Genomic DNA, 17915 nt, shown 5'->3' on the forward strand with positions numbered 1-17915 from the left:
AGGCTCAATGCCTTTTTTAGTAGGAGTCAGTGATTGCTGCTGGAGGGAAAATAGGACAGTTTGATGACAGTGAAATGTACGAAATATGACAGTTATATGACACCGATTAAAATACAAGCGGGCCCCTTGCAGGCCCGCCCTTTTTACTGATTATTCAACGGTAACCGATTTTGCCAGGTTACGCGGCTGGTCAACATCTGTCCCTTTAATCAGCGCAACGTGATACGAAAGCAGCTGCAACGGCACGGTGTAGAAGATCGGTGCAATCACTTCTTCAACGTGTGGCAGTGAGATGATTTTCATGCCCTCGCTGTCGCTGAAACCCGCATCCTGATCGGCAAACACATACAGCAAACCGCCGCGCGCGCGCACCTCTTCAATGTTCGATTTCAGCTTCTCCAGCAGCTCGTTATTCGGCGCAACGACAATCACTGGCATATCGGCATCAATCAGCGCCAGCGGGCCGTGTTTCAGCTCTCCGGCGGCGTAGGCTTCTGCGTGGATGTAGGAGATCTCTTTCAGCTTCAGCGCGCCTTCCATCGCGATCGGATACTGATCGCCACGGCCCAGGAACAACGCATGATGCTTATCCGAGAAACCTTCCGCCAGGCTTTCAATCACTTTGTCTTGTGCCAGCATCTGCTCAATACGACTCGGTAAGGCCTGCAGCGCATGCACGATCTCGTGCTCGGTTTCCGGCTTCATACCATGCAGACGACCCAGTTTCGCCACCAGCATCAGCAACACCGCCAATTGGGTGGTGAAGGCTTTGGTCGAGGCCACACCAATTTCGGTGCCGGCTTTGGTCATCAGCGCCAGATCGGATTCACGCACCAGCGAAGAGCCGGCAACGTTACAAATGGCCAGCGATCCAAGATAACCCAGTTCTTTTGACAGACGCAGTGCGGCCAGCGTATCGGCGGTTTCACCCGATTGCGACAGGGTGATTAGCAGGCTGTTTTTACGCACAGCGGATTTGCGATAGCGGAATTCGGAGGCGATTTCCACATCGCAAGGAATGTTGGCCAGCGACTCAAACCAGTAGCGCGACACCATCCCGGAGTTATACGAGGTACCGCAGGCGATAATCTGGATGTGCTCAACCTTGCTCAGCAAAGCTTCGGCATTGGCACCCAGTTCGCTGAGATCGATTTGCCCATGATTAAAACGACCGGTAATGGTGTTTTTAATCGCGTTTGGCTGCTCGTAGATCTCTTTCTGCATGTAGTGACGATAGGCACCTTTATCACCGGCATCGTACTGCGCGGTGGATTCGATTTCTGCGCGCTTGGCTGGCTTGCCATCACGATCGATGATGGTGACTTCACGGCGCGTAATCTCAGCAATATCGCCCTCTTCCAGGTACATAAAGCGGCGGGTCACCGGCAGCAGCGCCAGTTGGTCAGAAGCAATAAAGTTTTCACCCACGCCACGGCCAATTACCAGCGGGCTACCGGAACGCGCAGCCACCAGCACGGAGGGATCGCGGCTGTCCATGATCACCATGCCATAAGCACCGCGCAGTTGCGGGATCACGCGCAGTACCACTTCGCGCAATGTGCCGCCCAGCTTCTGCTCCCAGTGCACCAGATGCGCCACCACTTCGGTGTCGGTTTCGGAGGCAAACTGGTAACCGCGTTCGATCATCTGCGCACGCAATGGCTCATGATTCTCAATGATACCGTTATGCACAATGATAATGTGCTCAGAGACATGCGGATGCGCATTGGCTTCTGATGGCTCACCGTGGGTTGCCCAACGCGTATGAGCAATACCTGTACCACCAATCAGCGGTTGCTGCTCTGCGGCTTCGGCCAGATTAGCCACTTTGCCAAGACGACGCAGACGCGTCATATGCCCCTGGCGATCGACAACGGCCAGACCCGCAGAGTCATAACCGCGATACTCAAGACGACGCAGACCTTCCAGCAGAATTTCTGCGATATCACGCTGCGCTACTGCACCAACAATTCCACACATAATAGTTTCCTGACTTCATGGCTTTCGGCCATTGCGTTGTCTTCTGACCTGATTTCCCCGAGCCTTGTAGAGAGTGGGGGATCTACCCTTCATACTTCAAATTTCAGGTGCGTTGGCCAGGCGCATTCACCTCAGTCACTGACTGAAGTCAGTGACTGAGGATTCGCGCTTACCACCTTTCTGAAACTCGAATGATTTCGGGTAGTTTTTTTCACGGGCCGATCTTTGCCGACCCTTAAAATTTATTTTTCTTAACCGGACGCTGCCAGCCAGACTTCTGATTCTGTTCTTTACGGTTGTAGACCAAATCGGCTGCGGTGACATCTTTCATTACCGTAGTACCTGCTGCGATGGTCGCGCCAGCCGCGACGGTGACCGGAGCCACCAGCTGGGTATCGGAGCCGACAAACACATCGTCGCCGATAATGGTCTTCGATTTATTCGCGCCATCGTAGTTACAGGTAATGGTGCCTGCACCGATATTCACACCCGCGCCAATTTCGGCGTCACCGAGATAAGAGAGGTGGCCAGCTTTAGAGCCTTTGCCCAGGGTGGCCTTTTTCATCTCAACGAAATTGCCAACGTGTGCCTCTTCCGCCAACTCGCTGCCAGGGCGCAGACGCGCGAACGGACCTACGGTGCAGGCAGCGGCTAAAGAGGCATCTTCGATGACTGAATAAGGGCTGATTTCGCAATCATCGCCAATCACGCTGTTTTTGATGATGCACCCAGCGCCTATCCTGACGCGGTTGCCCAATGTCACCGTGCCTTCGATGATAACGTTGGTATCGATTTCGACGTCACGTCCATGTTGCAGCGTTCCGCGCAGGTCAAAACGAGCAGGATCGCGCAGCATGACGCCCGCCAGCAGCAGTTGTTCTGCCCGCTCGCTCTGATATGCGCGCTCAAGCGTGGCCAGCTGCAAACGATTGTTCACGCCATCGGTTTCACTGATACGAGCCGGGTGCACCGCATTGATCACGCGGCCTTCATGATGCGCCATGGCAATGATGTCAGTGATATAGAATTCACCCTGCGCATTGTTGTTATTCAGCTGTGCTAGCCAGCGTTTTAAGTCCCCACCGTTAGCAACCAGAATGCCAGTGTTGATCTCAGGGATTTTCAGCTGTTCGGCTGAGGCATCTTTCTGCTCAACAATGCCTGTCACCGTGCCATTCTCACGCACAATGCGGCCATAACCGGTTGGATTATCCAGCACCACCGTCAGCAAACCGATGCCGCCTTCAGGTTTGGCATCACGCAGGCGTTGCAATGTCGGTTGGGAGATCAGCGGTACGTCACCGTACAGCATCAAAATATCTTCGTCATCAGCAAAGAAAGGTGCCGCCTGCTGCATTGCATGACCCGTTCCCAGCTGTTCAGCCTGCAATACCCAGTTAAGGGTGTTATGTGCCAGCTTCTCTTTAAGCAGATCACCGCCGTGGCCATAGACCAGATGCACTTGCTGGGCACCAAGGCCGGTCGCGGCATCGATCACATGCTGAACCATCGGTCTGCCTGCCAGGGTATGCAGAACTTTCGGCAGATCGGAATACATTCGGGTGCCTTTGCCAGCGGCCAGGATCACCACACTCATCGCGCTTGTAGACATAACTATCCAGACTCAATTTAACTTTCGAAAGTGTAAGGTTTACCCCTGAGATTACTACATTTTTCTCGGGGCGAAATTAGCGGATAAAGATGAAAGGATGATCGGGGATAAAACCAGTTCCGGCCTGGACATCACACGATGCATTTTGCCGATGCAATCGGTCGGCTGAGCACGACAACATCGCACTCACCCAAAGCGGGGCGATTTATCGCGCGCAAAAAAAATGCCAACCCAATGGGCTGGCATTTCGTGACGCATAAAGCCTGATTACATCGCTTTCTTGGTCAGCTCGATTACACGCAGTTTCGCGATAGCTTTCGCCAGTTCCGCAGAGGCCTGAGCATAGTCCACGTCACCGTGGCTGCTGTTCATGTGCTCTTCTGCTTTACGTTTCGCTTCCAGCGCGCGCGCTTCGTCGAGGTCTTCACCGCGAATCGCGGTGTCGGCCAGAACGGTCGTGCTGCCCGGCTGTACTTCCAGCACGCCGCCAGAGAGGTAGATATACTCCTCTTCGCCGTGCTGTTTCACGATGCGAATCATACCAGGCTTGATGGCTGTCAGCAGCGGGGCGTGGCCAGGGTAAATACCCAGCTCACCTTCGCTACCTGACACCTGGATGCGCTCAACCAGACCGGAGAACATTTGTTGCTCCGCGCTGACAACGTCCAGATGATAAGTCATAGCCATACTATTCCTCCTGGGAAACCGTTATTACAGTTTCTTCGCTTTTTCTACAGCTTCTTCGATAGCGCCGACCATGTAGAACGCCTGCTCTGGCAGGTGGTCGAATTCGCCTTCCATGATGCCTTTGAAGCCACGAATAGTGTCTTTCAGGGTCACGTACTTACCTGGAGAACCGGTGAAGACTTCAGCAACGAAGAACGGCTGAGACAGGAAGCGCTGAATCTTACGCGCACGTGCCACCAACAGTTTATCTTCTTCAGACAGCTCGTCCATACCGAGGATGGCGATGATGTCTTTCAGTTCCTGGTAACGCTGCAGCAGAGACTGCACGCCACGCGCAACGTCGTAGTGCTCCTGACCCACGATCAGTGGATCCAGCTGACGGCTGGTTGAATCCAGCGGGTCAACGGCTGGGTAGATACCCAGAGAGGCGATCTGACGGCTCAGCGTAACGGTTGAGTCCAGGTGAGCAAAGGTGGTTGCTGGTGACGGGTCAGTCAAGTCATCCGCAGGAACGTAAACGGCCTGTACAGAGGTGATTGAACCGGTCTTGGTGGAGGTAATACGCTCCTGCAACACACCCATCTCTTCTGCCAGCGTTGGCTGGTAGCCTACCGCAGATGGCATACGACCCAGCAGTGCTGATACTTCAGTACCGGCCAGGGTGTAACGGTAGATGTTGTCGATGAACAGCAGAACGTCACGGCCTTCATCACGGAATTTCTCCGCCATGGTCAGACCGGTCAGTGCTACGCGCAGACGGTTACCCGGCGGCTCGTTCATCTGGCCATACACCAGCGCTACTTTATCGATAACGTTGGAGTCAGTCATTTCGTGGTAGAAGTCGTTACCCTCACGAGTACGCTCACCCACACCAGCAAATACCGAGTAACCTGAGTGCTCAGCCGCGATGTTACGGATCAGCTCCATCATGTTTACGGTTTTACCTACACCCGCACCACCGAACAGACCGACTTTACCGCCCTTAGCGAACGGACACATCAGGTCGATAACCTTGATGCCGGTTTCCAGCAGCTCTTGCGAGTTAGACTGATCTTCATAAGAAGGCGCAGCACGGTGAATAGAGGAAACCTCTACGGTGGTGCCGTCGTCATTCTGCAGGTCGCCTTTCATGTCGATTGGTTCGCCCAATACGTTCATGATACGGCCGAGGGTTGCTTTACCAACCGGTACCTGGATCGGTTTTTTCAGGTCGGTAACTTGCAGACCGCGCTTCAGGCCGTCAGAAGTACCCATGGCGATGGTACGAACCACGCCACCACCCAGCTGCTGCTGAACTTCCAGCACCAGACGAGCGTCACCATTTTGAACCTCAAGCGCGCTATATACCTGCGGTACCGCGTCCTGAGGGAATTCGACGTCAACTACGGCGCCGATAATCTGGACAATCTTTCCAGCTGCCATCTTGAATCCTCTACCTAATACGAGAATATCCGGCCGCGCTCGCGCGACAGGATATATGCCTGGTTAAACCGCGGAGGCTCCCGAGACGATCTCGGTAAGTTCCTGGGTGATGCTGGCCTGACGAGCTTTGTTGTAAACCAACTGCAGCTCTTTGATCAGGTTTCCGCCGTTATCGGTTGCAGCTTTCATTGCCACCATACGTGCAGCCTGCTCACTGGCCAGGTTTTCCACCACACCCTGATAAACCTGCGATTCGACATAACGGCGCAGCAGGGTATCCAGCAGCGCTTTCGGATCGGGTTCGTACAGGTAATCCCAGGTCTTCGCCTTCATCTCTTCTTCACCTTCCGCTGGCGGTAACGGCAGCAGTTGGGTAATGGTCGGAGTCTGAGACATGGTGTTATTAAACTTGTTGCCGACGATATACAGCTTGTCGATGCGGCCTTCATCATAAGCCTGCAACATCACTTTTACTGGGCCGATAAGATCAGACAGTGCAGGCTTGTCGCCCATACCAGTGACCTGTGCCACGATGTTGCCACCGACAGAGCCGAAGAATGAATTGCCTTTAGAACCGATAATGGCCAGATCGCTCTGCACACCTTTATCAGCCCAGCTCTTCATATCTGCCAGCAATTTTTTGAACAGGTTAATGTTCAAACCACCACAAAGCCCGCGGTCAGTCGAAACGACCAGGTAGCCGACGCGCTTAACGTCACGCTCATCCAGGTAAGGGTGCTTGTATTCCAGATTACCGAGAGCAAGGTGACCAATCACTTTGCGCATGGTATCTGCATACGGACGGCTGGCCGCCATGCGTTCCTGCGTTTTACGCATTTTGGAGGCGGCGACCATTTCCATCGCTTTGGTGATCTTCTGCGTATTTTTTACGCTTCCAATCTTGGTACGTATTTCTTTTGCACCGGCCATTAGCTTCTCCTCAAAGCCTTGCGGCCTGCCTTTTCAGACAAGCCGCCAGACATTACCAGGACTGGGTTGCTTTAAACGTTTCGAGCAGGCCTTTCAGCTTCGCTTCGATGTCGTTGTTAAAGTTGCCCGCTTGGTTGATTTCAGCCATCAGCTCAGCGTGGTCGCGATCCGCGAACGCCAGCAGGGCGGCTTCGAAGCTACCGATTTTCGCCAGTTCAACGTCGTTCAGGAAGCCGCGCTCAGCAGCAAACAGCACCAGACCCTGTTGCGCGACAGACATCGGCGCATACTGTTTCTGTTTCAGCAGCTCGGTCACTTTCTGACCGTGGCTCAGCTGTTTACGGGTTGCATCATCCAGATCAGATGCGAACTGAGAGAACGCAGCCAGTTCACGATACTGTGCCAGCGCGGTACGGATACCACCGGACAGTTTCTTGATGATCTTGGTCTGTGCAGCACCACCAACACGGGATACAGAGATACCCGGGTTAACGGCTGGACGAATACCGGAGTTGAACAGGTTTGATTCCAGGAAGATCTGACCATCAGTAATCGAGATTACGTTGGTCGGAACGAACGCAGAAACGTCACCCGCCTGAGTTTCGATGATTGGCAGCGCGGTCAGAGAACCGGTCTGGCCTTTCACTTCACCGTTGGTGAAGCGCTCAACGTAGTCAGCGCTAACGCGTGATGCACGCTCCAGCAGACGAGAGTGGAGATAGAACACGTCGCCTGGGAATGCTTCACGACCTGGTGGACGGCGCAGCAGCAGTGAAATCTGACGGTAAGCAACAGCCTGCTTAGACAGGTCATCGTATACGATCAGCGCGTCTTCACCGCGGTCACGGAAGTACTCACCCATCGCACAACCGGCGTAAGGTGACAGATACTGCAGTGCTGCAGACTCAGAAGCAGAAGCCACAACCACGATGGTGTTAGCCAACGCGCCGTGTTCTTCCAGCTTACGTACCACGTTAGAAATGGTTGACGCTTTCTGGCCAATCGCAACGTAGACACACTTGATGCCTGAATCGCGCTGGTTGATGATGGCGTCGATTGCCATTGCGGTTTTACCGGTCTGACGGTCACCGATGATCAGCTCACGCTGGCCACGGCCGATTGGAATCATTGCATCGACAGATTTGTAACCGGTCTGAACAGGCTGGTCTACTGACTGACGGTCGATAACGCCCGGTGCAATCACTTCAACAGGCGAGAAGCCGTCGTTTTCGATTGCGCCTTTACCATCGATCGGTGCACCCAGGGTGTTCACCACACGGCCCAGCAGGCCACGGCCAACTGGAACTTCAAGAATACGGCCAGTACATTTAACCTTCATGCCTTCGGCGAGGTCAGCGTACGGGCCCATCACTACTGCACCAACCGAGTCACGCTCGAGGTTCAGTGCGATAGCGTAACGGTTGCCCGGCAGGGCAATCATCTCACCCTGCATCACATCGGCCAGGCCGTGTACGCGGATGATACCGTCACTTACAGAAACAATAGTACCTTCGTTGTGAGCTTCGCTCACCACATTGAACTGAGCAATGCGCTGCTTGATCAGTTCGCTGATTTCGGTGGAATTCAGTTGCATATGCTCCAGTCCCCTTAAGACTGCAAGACGTCTGCCAGACGATCAAGACGGCCGCGTACGCTACCATCAATGACCAGGTCACCCGCACGGATAACCACACCTGCCATTACAGACTTGTCAATTTTGCAATTCAGCTTAACTTTGCGTGACAGACGTTTTTCCATCGCGGCGCTGATTTTACTCAGCTGGCTGTCACTCAGGGTACTGGCAGAAATCACATCCACTTCGGCGGTCGCTTCATAAGCGTCGCGCAGTTGGATGTACTGTTCCAGTACCGCTGGAAGTGCTGTCAAACGTCCGTTTTCCGCCATTACCTTAATCAGGTTCTGAGCGGGTTCATCAAGTTGATCGCCACATACCGCGTTGAAAGAAGCAGACAAAGCTTCCGGCGCGAGCGCACCGGAAAGAAGATCTGCCATCTGTTCGTTGCGAGCCACTTCAGCGGCAAACGCCAGCATAGTCTGCCAGCGATCGATACTTTGATGCTCAACAGCAAAGTCAAAAGCTGCTTTGGCGTAGGGGCGAGCTACAGTAATCAGATCAGACATCAGCCCCTCCCTCCTTACAGTTCAGCGACCAGTTTATCAACGATGTCGCTGTTAGCAGCTTCATCCACGGAACGTTCGATGATTTTCTCGGCGCCAGCTAATGCCAGCAACGCGACTTGCTTACGCAGCTCTTCACGGGCACGTGAACGCTCGGCTTCGATTTCTGCCTGCGCTTGTGCCACGATGCGGTTACGTTCAGTCTCAGCTTCGGTTTTCGCTTCGTCCAGAATCTGTGCACGGCGTTTGTTCGCCTGCTCGATAATGACCTGAGCGTCTTCTTTCGCTTTTTTCAGCTGGTCGGTCGCATTGGCCTGCGCGAGATCTAAATCTTTCTTCGCGCGCTCAGCAGAAGCAAGGCCATCAGCAATTTCTTTCTGGCGCTTTTCGATGGCAGCCATGATCGGCGGCCATACATACTTCATGCAGAACGCGACAAACAGAATGAACGCGATGGCCTGGCCGAGGATTGTTGCATTAATGTTCACAGCACAATGCCTCTTATTAAGTTAACTTGCTCTGCCGCTATCAGCGATAAACGGCAGAATCCGTTCCTCATCACACCGGGTGCCATGAGTGAACAAGGCTACCAGGTTTAGGCGACCGCAAACATCACGTAGAGACCCAGACCTACAGCGATCATTGGGATTGCATCCACCAGACCCATTACAACAAAGAACTGCGTACGCAGCAGAGGAATCAGATCCGGTTGACGCGCAGCGCCTTCCAGGAATTTGCCTCCGAGGATGCCGATACCGATCGCAGCACCGATTGCCGCCAGGCCCATCATCACAGCGGCAGCCATGTACAGCAGATCCATATTCAGGTTTTCCATGACAGTCTCCAGTTTGTTTCAGTTAAAAGCTTAGTGTTGAGATAAAAAAATCAATGTTCTTCAGATGCCATCGACAGATAGACAATCGTGAGGACCATGAAAATGAAAGCCTGCAGCGAAATGATCAGGATGTGGAAAATGGCCCATGGCACATTCAACAACCACTGCGACCACCACGGCAGCAAGCCGGCAATCAGGATAAAGATCAGTTCACCCGCATACATGTTGCCGAACAGTCGCAGACCGAGTGAAACCGGTTTAGACAGCAGGCTAACACCTTCAAGAATCAGGTTGATTGGGATGAAGATCGGGTGATTAAAAGGCTGCAGCGTCAGTTCTTTGGTGAAGCCGCCAATGCCTTTCATTTTGATGCTGTAGAACAGAATCAAAATAAAGACGCCCAACGCCATAGACAGCGTGATGTTCACATCTGCAGACGGCACAACGCGCAGCGCTGGCAGGCCAAGATAGTGCTCACCGATAAACGGCAGCAAATCGATAGGCAGCAGATCCATGAAGTTCATCAGGAAGACCCAGACAAAAATTGTCAGAGCCAGCGGGGCGATAAGTTTGCTTTTACCGTGGTACATGTCGCGAACGTTGTTATCAACGAAACCGACAACCAGTTCGATAGCCGCTTGAAGTTTCCCTGGCACACCGCTGGTGGCGCTTTTTGCCACTTTACGGAACAACACCAGGAAAAGCAGTCCCAGTACCACAGAGAAAAACATGGAATCGATATTTAATACCCAGAACGTCGCAGGAGCGTCGTGCGGATTCACCAACTCGAAAGTACGCAGGTCCAGCTGAAGGTTATTCAGGTGGTGACCTATGTATTCTTGCGGAGTAGAGATTTCTCCAGCAGCCATGATGCCTCTTACCCTTTGTTGTTAATTACAGCCGGCGCGACGATCTGCACCACCAGCACCGATAACCAAGTGATTGCGAGTGGCCAGAAGACCGCTCCAAACACACCTAACGCCACCATGAGAAGAATGACTGTCGTGAAGACCTTCAACACTTCACCGAGGGCGAAGCTCCAGGCCACACGACCTTTGGCAGGCGTTTGATCCTGCAGGCGCCAGGCTAAAAACATAAACAACACATTCGGCAGCCAGGCTGCCGCTCCACCCGCGATGGCGGAGGCGCCCCAGATAACATCTTTCAGAGTAAAGAGTGCACCGATGATGACAAACGTCACCAGCTGGATCACCAGCACGGTCCGGGCTAATTTCACACTGTAAAGAGACACTGACATGGCGTTGAACTCTCCTGCCCCGAACGGGGTATGTCGCGTGTCGTATAAGACTGCCTTTACTCATTTGAGTCAAGCAGCAAAAGCCGTGCAAATTATACGGGCGCCACCTGCGATTTCAATCGGTAAGTAGCGAAAAGGTGAACAATTATTTAAATTTCTTTCTGGAGGGCTATTTTTCAAAACATCATCTTCCACTATGACTCAGCTAAATCGCTGAAATTGCCTTGTTGGCTTGCTTTTAAAGCGTGCTTTAGATCACATAATAGGCAATGCGCTGGCGAATGAATTTGTTTTAAGCATGAATTTTAAGATTTCAAAAGTGATGAAAGCTGTTTTTTATCATAACGATAGAATTACACATCCGACATCAGGTCATGATTTTCGATAAAAACACTCTATTGACATCGTACATCGCAATAAAAACGTAAAACTGATATTACGCACGCCGATTTATTGCAGAGTTATATTTTCTGACGTGACTATTTGCGCAGGTAAATACAGCCAATAAAGTGATCTAAGTGATAATGAAATGTGAAATGTTCGTTAAATGTAACAGAGCTTTTCGGATAATTTCCGTGGCGCTTGTTAACCGTCTCACCCTGCCCTGCCGAATAAAAGCTTTTGACTAAAAGTGTTCAACTGCTGTTTTTTTATTCAGCACGTTTTCACTGACTAAAGGTGCGGCGGGTGTTAAATCCGCACCTTTTTTATGGCTATTGGCGAGACAGCACCACTAAATGACGTTCACCATCCAGTTCTGGCACATGCAGAGATTCAATCTTCTCCACCACAAAGCCCGCAGGCAAGGCTGAAATTTCATCATCCGGACGCACCCCCTTCAGTGCGTAGAAGCGGCCTGAGGTGCCCGGCAAATGATGGCACCAGTTCAGCATGTCTTCCAGCGAAGCAAAGGCACGGCTGATAACGCCATCAAACGGTGGCTCTGCAGGGAACTCTTCCACACGACTTTGTACCGGGGTGATGTTAGTGAGCCCTAACTCATGTTGCACCTGACGCAGGAAACGGATGCGTTTTCCCAGGCTATCCAGTAGCGTGAAATGCGCCTGTGGACGGACAATGGCTAACGGAATCCCTGGCAGACCCGGCCCGGTGCCCACATCAATAAAGCGCTCGCCTTGTAAATGCGGTTCGACGACCACGCTGTCGAGAATATGGCGCACCAGCATCTGCTGCGGATCGCGCACCGATGTCAGGTTGTACGCCTTGTTCCACTTATGCAGCAATTCTACATAGCCGACGAGCTGCTGTTTTTGTTGATCGGTAAGAGAAATATTTGCCGCATCGAGCAGCTGGGAGAGTTTGTTAATCACAAGGAACGTTCCATAAACGGGGGCGAGTGACCTCGCCCCAGGGTCGATCAGGCACTTTTACGCAGCAGGCCCTGTTTTTTCAGGTAAATCAGCAAAATGGAGATCGCTGCTGGTGTAATGCCTGAAATACGCGAGGCCTGCCCAATGGAGGTAGGTTTGTGATCGTTGAGTTTGGCGATCACTTCATTCGACAAGCCATTAACCTGACGATAATCGAGATCGCCAGGCAGCAAGGTGTTTTCGTTGCGTTGCTGGCGGTCAATTTCTTCCTGCTGGCGTGCAATGTACCCTTCATACTTCACCTGAATCTCAACCTGCTCTGCAGATTGCTCGTCAGATAATGCCGGGCCATAACTCGGTAACGTCATCAGCAGCTCGTAGGTCATTTCCGGGCGACGTAACAGATCTTCACCGCTGGCTTCTTTCGTCAGTGGCGCACTGATTACGCTATTCACTTCGCCCACATTGTCTGATTTCGGATGTACCCATAGATCGCGCAGACGCTGGCGCTCTTGCTCAATCAATTCCAGCTTCTGGTTATAACGCGCCCAACGAGCATCATCGACCAGACCCAACTCGCGGCCTTTTTCTGTCAGACGCAGATCGGCGTTGTCTTCACGCAGCATCAAACGATATTCCGCGCGCGAGGTAAACATGCGGTACGGCTCTTTGGTGCCGAGCGTGCAGAGATCGTCAACCAGCACACCGAGATAAGCCTGATCGCGACGGGGCGCCCAGCCCTCTTTGTCTGCTGAAGCACGTGCAGCGTTCAAACCGGCCAGCAAGCCCTGCGCCGCAGCTTCTTCATAACCGGTGGTGCCGTTGATCTGTCCGGCAAAGAACAGGCCGTGGATAAATTTACTTTCCAGCGTCGGCTTCAGATCGCGCGGATCGAAGAAATCGTACTCGATGGCATAGCCTGGGCGCACAATCTTCGCGTTCTCCAGACCTTTCATTGAGCGGACGATCTGCATCTGCACATCAAATGGCAAGCTGGTGGAGATACCGTTCGGGTAGATCTCGTTGCTGGTGAGCCCTTCCGGTTCAAGGAAGATCTGATGCGCATTACGATCGGCAAAGCGCATCACTTTGTCTTCGATCGATGGGCAGTAACGTGGTCCGATCCCTTCGATGATCCCGGCATACATTGGGCTGCGATCAAGGTTATTGCGGATCACATCGTGCGTTTGTTCGTTGGTATGGGTGATCCAGCACGGCACTTGTTGCGGGTGCTGTGTAACATTGCCCATGAACGAGAACACTGGCATTGGCGTATCGCCATGCTGCGGTGTCAGCACCGAAAAATCGATGGTGCGTGCGTCAATACGCGGCGGCGTACCGGTTTTCAGACGATTTACGCGCAGCGGCAAAGCACGCAGGCGTTTCGCCAGAGGAATGGATGGCGGATCGCCTGCACGGCCACCGCTGTAGTTATCCAGACCAATATGGATTTTGCCATCGAGGAATGTCCCAACCGTCAGCACCACACTTTTGGCACGGAATTTCAGGCCCATCTGCGTGACAGCACCGACGACGCGATCGTTCTCCACAATCAGATCGTCAACGGCCTGCTGGAAGATCATCAGGTTCGGCTGGTTCTCCAACGCCGTACGCACGGCCTGGCGATAGAGCACGCGGTCTGCCTGAGCGCGGGTTGCCCGCACGGCAGGACCTTTGCTCGCGTTTAGTATCCTAAACTGAATGCCGGCCTGGTCAATTGCCGTCGCCATCAAACCGCCTAAGGCATCCACTTCCTTCACCAGGTGTCCTTTCCCAATGCCACCAATCGCCGGGTTGCAGGACATTTGTCCAAGCGTATCAATGTTATGGGTGAGTAACAGCGTTTGCTGACCCATTCGGGCAGCGGCCATCGCGGCTTCTGTGCCCGCATGACCACCACCGATTACGATGACGTCAAAAGGATCTGGATAAAACATGAAGTGGGTCCTCGTTAATGTTCGGACAGGGATCGTTGCCCTGGGCGGTGGATTCTACTGAAATTCTGTCGACTGCGAAAGCCGCGGGATCCTGCGGTTTAAAAGAAAGGATCTTTATTCTTTTATATGATCTCTCTGTTAGATCTCTTATTAGGATCGCCCTGGTCTGTTGATAACCCGGAAAAGCAAAGTATTAACAGAGGATTAGAGAGGATCGTTTGCTGTGAATGATCGGTGATCCTGATCCGTATAAGCTGGGATCTAAATGGTCACTTATACACAGCTGAAAAAAGCAGCATGGGTTGTTATTGGGATAACTACCGGTTATACGCAAGATTAAGGCTATGTTATCCACAGAGAACGGCGTAAAAAAAACAATAAAACAGCGAAATAAACTGGGGATCGTTCACTTTTCCCGATCCCCCACCATGCTGGATCGTCTTAAATCTGCGTTTTCCAGGTCTCAACCCACACTTCAGCCGGATCTTCAGGAATCTCATGTTCGAGAACATCGATCTCCAGGCGATCGCCAATACGTTTGGCGCCTAATTGGTTGAGTTGCTCTTCCAGCAGCTTAATGGCCCCGCAGAAAAGGTCGTATTCATGGTTACCGATACCCACTGCGCCATAACGTACGGCAGAAAGGTCCGGCTGCGTCTCCTGCAATGCTTCATATAAAGGAAGCAAATTGTCAGGCAGTTCGCCCGCACCGTGCGTGGACGTCACAATCAGCCAGATCCCATCCTGAGGCAGTTCATCCAGCTCTGGCCCGTGCAGCACCTCGGTTGAAAAGCCCGCTTCCTGCAGTTTTGCTTCCAGATGTTCAGCGACGTATTCGGCGCTGCCAAGGGTACTGCCACTGATTAAGGTAATATCGGCCATGATGTTCTCCCGCACTAAAGGCGAGCATTGTACGCTGTGATCAAGCCGTGATCCACCTGTGGAAAACAGGGTTAATAACAGAAAGCATCAGGCGACAAGGCGCATCACGCAAGTGATCCGCCTGGGAAAAGGTTGTGCACAGGAAAGAGAGGGAATTACGGCTTGATGGTACGCATGATCGGGTTTTGCAACGAGATCAGGGTTTCGGTGGACTGGATTTCGTCTATGGTCTGGATCTTATTGATCAACACCTGCTGCAGTGCATCGATGGAGCGGCACATCACCTTAATAAAGATGCTGTAGTGGCCGGTGGTGTACCAGGCTTCTACCACTTCATCCAACGCCTCCAGCTTGCTGAGTGCTGCGGGATAATCGCGGGCGCTTTTCAGAATGATGCCGATAAAACAGCACACATCAAAACCCAACTGACGAGGATCGATTTCTACGCGAGTGCCCAGGATAATGCCTGCCTGGCGCATTTTTTCTACGCGTACGTGAATGGTGCCGGGGCTGACATTGAACTGTTTGGCCAGCTCGGCATATGCGGTGCGCGCGTTTTCCAGCAGCGCATTGAGAATGCCGCGATCAAGGTTATCCAGTTGCAGTTGTTCTGCCATCATCCATCCTCTTTAAGTTCTTCTTCTATGAACAGTGGAGAATGTGCAGCAAATTAGCAGTACAGGCAAGGTGCAGACCGCGTGGTAGCCGCCGTCTGCACGCTTTTTTTATCGCTTACGCCAGATTGTGAGCTGCGCTTCGGTATGTTGATACTTGCGCGCCGTCTCGCGGATCACAAATGGCACATCCTGCGGCGGCACCACTTCTTCAAAGGCATCACGCAGCAAACGCTGCAATGCCTGATAGGTCGTCAAAGCTTCACCGTTCTCACGCACGCCGCCCAGCCAGTTCTCCTTCGGCGTGAATTCCTCCAGCCAGGTATATGGCGATGAAAGCACCAAAAGCCCGCCAGAGCGGATCATTGGGATGACGTCCTGCAGGAAACGTTTTGGTTGACGCAGACGATCGATCAGGTTTGAAGCCAACACCAGATCGTAACGATCCGGCTGCGGTTTAAGATTACAGGCGTCGCCCTGCACAAACTGAATGCGCGCCGCTTGCTCGTCACTAACATTGACGTCCTTCAGGCGCACCTGGCGATATTCCACCAGCTCGCCCTCTTCCGGGACCACATAGCGGAAGTCCTCTCCGGAGGTCAGCTGCAGCGCTACATCAATAAAGCGCGCGGAATAATCCATGCCTGTGACCGTCGCGAAATGGCGTGCCAGTTCAAAACTGGCACGGCCGGTAGCGCAGCCGAGATCCAGTGCCACACCACGTTGTTTGCAGTGCGGCAGCAGTTTTTCCACCAGCGCCACGGCGTAATTCGGCACGTTGTAGTAGCCAGGTCCGTACTGGAAATCGAGATACTGCGACACCATGCTGTCCGTTTCATACGGATTGAGTGCCATGGTCTCTTCATGTGAGGAGACCACATAGCGGAAACCGGCGTGCTGGAAGAAATGACGGCGGAAGGCATAACGAGCCGATTTCAACGCCTCGTTGCCAGTGGAAATCCAGCTGCCGCCTTTGATCAGCGCGTGTTTGCCATCAAAGGTCGGCGTCGAGAAATCGTCATACAGCGGATGGACCTTGAAACCCTCGAAGCCGTTGGTCGGCGTCGTGGTCCACTGCCAGACGTTGCCAACAATGTCGAAAAACTCGCCCTGCGCAAAGCGATCCACCGGACTGGATGAAGCCCAATAGGCCAGATTGATATTGCCGGGCGCGTCGATCCAGTCGGGCTGATCGCCGCTCACCTGCTCGCGTAACTGCATCCATTCGGCTTCACAAGGGAGTTGAATAGATTTGCCCGTCTCTTCCGCCAGCCAGCGACAAAACGCGGCGGCTTCAAGCTGATTCACTTCCGCTGGCCAGTCCCACGGCAGAGCGACTTCTTCAGCCATTAAGCGCAGTTTCAGCTGATCGGGTTGCGTAATCTCGCCGACCCAGAAGGTGGGCATTTGCGCGCCAGAAAATTCACGCCAGCCCCAGCCTTCCTCATCCCACCAGCGTTGATCCTGATAGCCGTTAGCAGCGATAAAGCGATAAAATTCAGCGTTGCTGACCAGCATTTTACTGGCCTTAAACGGCTTAAGCTCGGTTAGCTGACTGCCGTATTCGTTATCCCAGCCGTAGGTGTCATCCGTTTTTCCTTGCTGCACGCGACCGCCAGGCATCGCAATCAGCGAGTTATCCGGAACCGATGCGCGATCGTGGCGCGCCTGTGGACAAACCGGCCAATGCGCTTGCGGTTTTACCCATTCGATCGGTAGCTGGCGGATCAGCACGCTGGAGGTTTCCAGATGGATACGCTCATGTTCAATGCCCATCAATACCACCCACGCCGGGCTTTCCCAGGTGATCGGCAGTTCCAGAGGCATAGTACGGATAAACTCACTGACCAGATTTTTGACTTTGCCGCGGTAGTCGCGCACCTCTTCGACAGTCGGCCAGGCGTAATGGCTGTCGTTGAGATCGTCCCAGCTCATCTCATCCACGCCGATTGCCATCATCGCTTCGATACGATCGTCCACGCGATCATCCAGATAGCGGCCTGCCATTAGCTTATTCATGTAGAACGTAGCGGTGTGGCCAAAGTAGAAGATCAGCGGATGGCGCAACGAGATCGCTTTGTTGAAATACGCGCGTTCGTCGGCAAGGCAATCAAACAGGCTTTCGTACAGCTCCCAGGTTTGGGTGAAATACGCCAGCAGCTCGCTCCGTTTTTGTTCGGCGTTTTGGCCGGAGAGCTGCAAAGTGCGGGTCGGTGCAGGAAGTTGGGCGGTGTTCACAAGATGCTCCAGATGCTCAGTGTGCGAACTATTCACTATAGCAAATAAGC

At 52.9% G+C, this 17915-nt stretch carries 16 protein-coding genes; all 16 read right to left on the reverse strand.

Features of this window, described 5'->3' with window-relative positions; genetic code table 11:
• Window positions 1-150: 150 nt before the first annotated feature.
• The 16 genes from glmS to ovoA all read right to left on the reverse strand — a co-directional run bounded on the left by glmS (window position 151) and on the right by ovoA (window position 17865).
• Entirely contained in the window at window positions 151-1980 is a 1830-nt protein-coding gene (gene glmS / locus IAE30_RS22900; protein WP_200681072.1) for a glutamine--fructose-6-phosphate transaminase (isomerizing), read from the reverse strand.
• A gap of 235 nt (window positions 1981-2215) precedes the next feature.
• Window positions 2216-3592 carry a bifunctional UDP-N-acetylglucosamine diphosphorylase/glucosamine-1-phosphate N-acetyltransferase GlmU gene (gene glmU / locus IAE30_RS22905; RefSeq protein ID WP_200681073.1) on the reverse strand — a complete coding sequence of 459 codons (1377 nt, stop codon included), beginning with the start codon at window positions 3590-3592 and terminating at the stop codon, window positions 2216-2218.
• A gap of 267 nt (window positions 3593-3859) precedes the next feature.
• Window positions 3860-4279, reverse strand: coding sequence for a F0F1 ATP synthase subunit epsilon (locus tag IAE30_RS22910; protein ID WP_034830038.1), 420 nt, complete (start codon window positions 4277-4279; stop codon window positions 3860-3862).
• 24 nt (window positions 4280-4303) lie between these two features.
• Window positions 4304-5701: a F0F1 ATP synthase subunit beta gene (gene atpD / locus IAE30_RS22915; protein ID WP_034830039.1), complete on the reverse strand. Its 1398-nt coding sequence runs from the start codon at window positions 5699-5701 to the stop codon at window positions 4304-4306.
• Between the two features lie 63 nt (window positions 5702-5764).
• Entirely contained in the window at window positions 5765-6631 is an 867-nt protein-coding gene (gene atpG, locus IAE30_RS22920; protein WP_038643972.1) for a F0F1 ATP synthase subunit gamma, read from the reverse strand.
• Between the two features lie 52 nt (window positions 6632-6683).
• A complete protein-coding gene (atpA, locus tag IAE30_RS22925; RefSeq protein WP_038643973.1) occupies window positions 6684-8225 on the reverse strand; it encodes a F0F1 ATP synthase subunit alpha in 1542 nt (513 codons plus the stop codon).
• A 14-nt stretch (window positions 8226-8239) separates the two neighbouring features.
• Window positions 8240-8773: a F0F1 ATP synthase subunit delta gene (atpH, locus tag IAE30_RS22930; RefSeq protein ID WP_034830043.1), complete on the reverse strand. Its 534-nt coding sequence runs from the start codon at window positions 8771-8773 to the stop codon at window positions 8240-8242.
• 14 nt (window positions 8774-8787) lie between these two features.
• Window positions 8788-9258, reverse strand: a complete 471-nt coding sequence (atpF, locus tag IAE30_RS22935; RefSeq protein ID WP_034830044.1) for a F0F1 ATP synthase subunit B — start codon at window positions 9256-9258, stop codon at window positions 8788-8790.
• A gap of 107 nt (window positions 9259-9365) precedes the next feature.
• Window positions 9366-9605, reverse strand: a complete 240-nt coding sequence (atpE, locus tag IAE30_RS22940; RefSeq protein ID WP_003849523.1) for a F0F1 ATP synthase subunit C — start codon at window positions 9603-9605, stop codon at window positions 9366-9368.
• Between the two features lie 50 nt (window positions 9606-9655).
• Window positions 9656-10474 carry a F0F1 ATP synthase subunit A gene (atpB, locus tag IAE30_RS22945; RefSeq protein ID WP_038643975.1) on the reverse strand — a complete coding sequence of 273 codons (819 nt, stop codon included), beginning with the start codon at window positions 10472-10474 and terminating at the stop codon, window positions 9656-9658.
• Between the two features lie 8 nt (window positions 10475-10482).
• On the reverse strand, window positions 10483-10863 hold the full coding sequence (gene atpI / locus IAE30_RS22950; RefSeq protein ID WP_034830047.1) for a F0F1 ATP synthase subunit I: 381 nt from the start codon (window positions 10861-10863) through the stop codon (window positions 10483-10485).
• Between the two features lie 713 nt (window positions 10864-11576).
• Window positions 11577-12194 (reverse strand): 16S rRNA (guanine(527)-N(7))-methyltransferase RsmG, encoded by a 618-nt coding sequence (gene rsmG, locus IAE30_RS22955; protein WP_038643976.1) that lies wholly within the window; start codon window positions 12192-12194, stop codon window positions 11577-11579.
• A gap of 47 nt (window positions 12195-12241) precedes the next feature.
• The gene (gene mnmG / locus IAE30_RS22960; protein WP_200681074.1) at window positions 12242-14131 is read right to left on the reverse strand and encodes a tRNA uridine-5-carboxymethylaminomethyl(34) synthesis enzyme MnmG; all 1890 of its coding nucleotides are present in this window, start codon (window positions 14129-14131) and stop codon (window positions 12242-12244) included.
• Window positions 14132-14572: 441 nt separating this feature from the next.
• Entirely contained in the window at window positions 14573-15013 is a 441-nt protein-coding gene (gene mioC, locus IAE30_RS22965) for an FMN-binding protein MioC (RefSeq protein WP_038643978.1), read from the reverse strand.
• A 155-nt stretch (window positions 15014-15168) separates the two neighbouring features.
• Complete coding sequence (asnC, locus tag IAE30_RS22970) at window positions 15169-15630, reverse strand: transcriptional regulator AsnC (protein WP_034830053.1); 462 nt, start codon at window positions 15628-15630, stop codon at window positions 15169-15171.
• A gap of 108 nt (window positions 15631-15738) precedes the next feature.
• A complete protein-coding gene (gene ovoA / locus IAE30_RS22975; protein ID WP_200681075.1) occupies window positions 15739-17865 on the reverse strand; it encodes a 5-histidylcysteine sulfoxide synthase in 2127 nt (708 codons plus the stop codon).
• Between the last annotated feature and the right edge of the window lie 50 nt (window positions 17866-17915).

Origin of the sequence: Pantoea sp. S61, assembly GCF_016625145.1 — a bacterium.
GTDB classification, from domain to species: domain Bacteria; phylum Pseudomonadota; class Gammaproteobacteria; order Enterobacterales; family Enterobacteriaceae; genus Pantoea; species Pantoea rwandensis_B.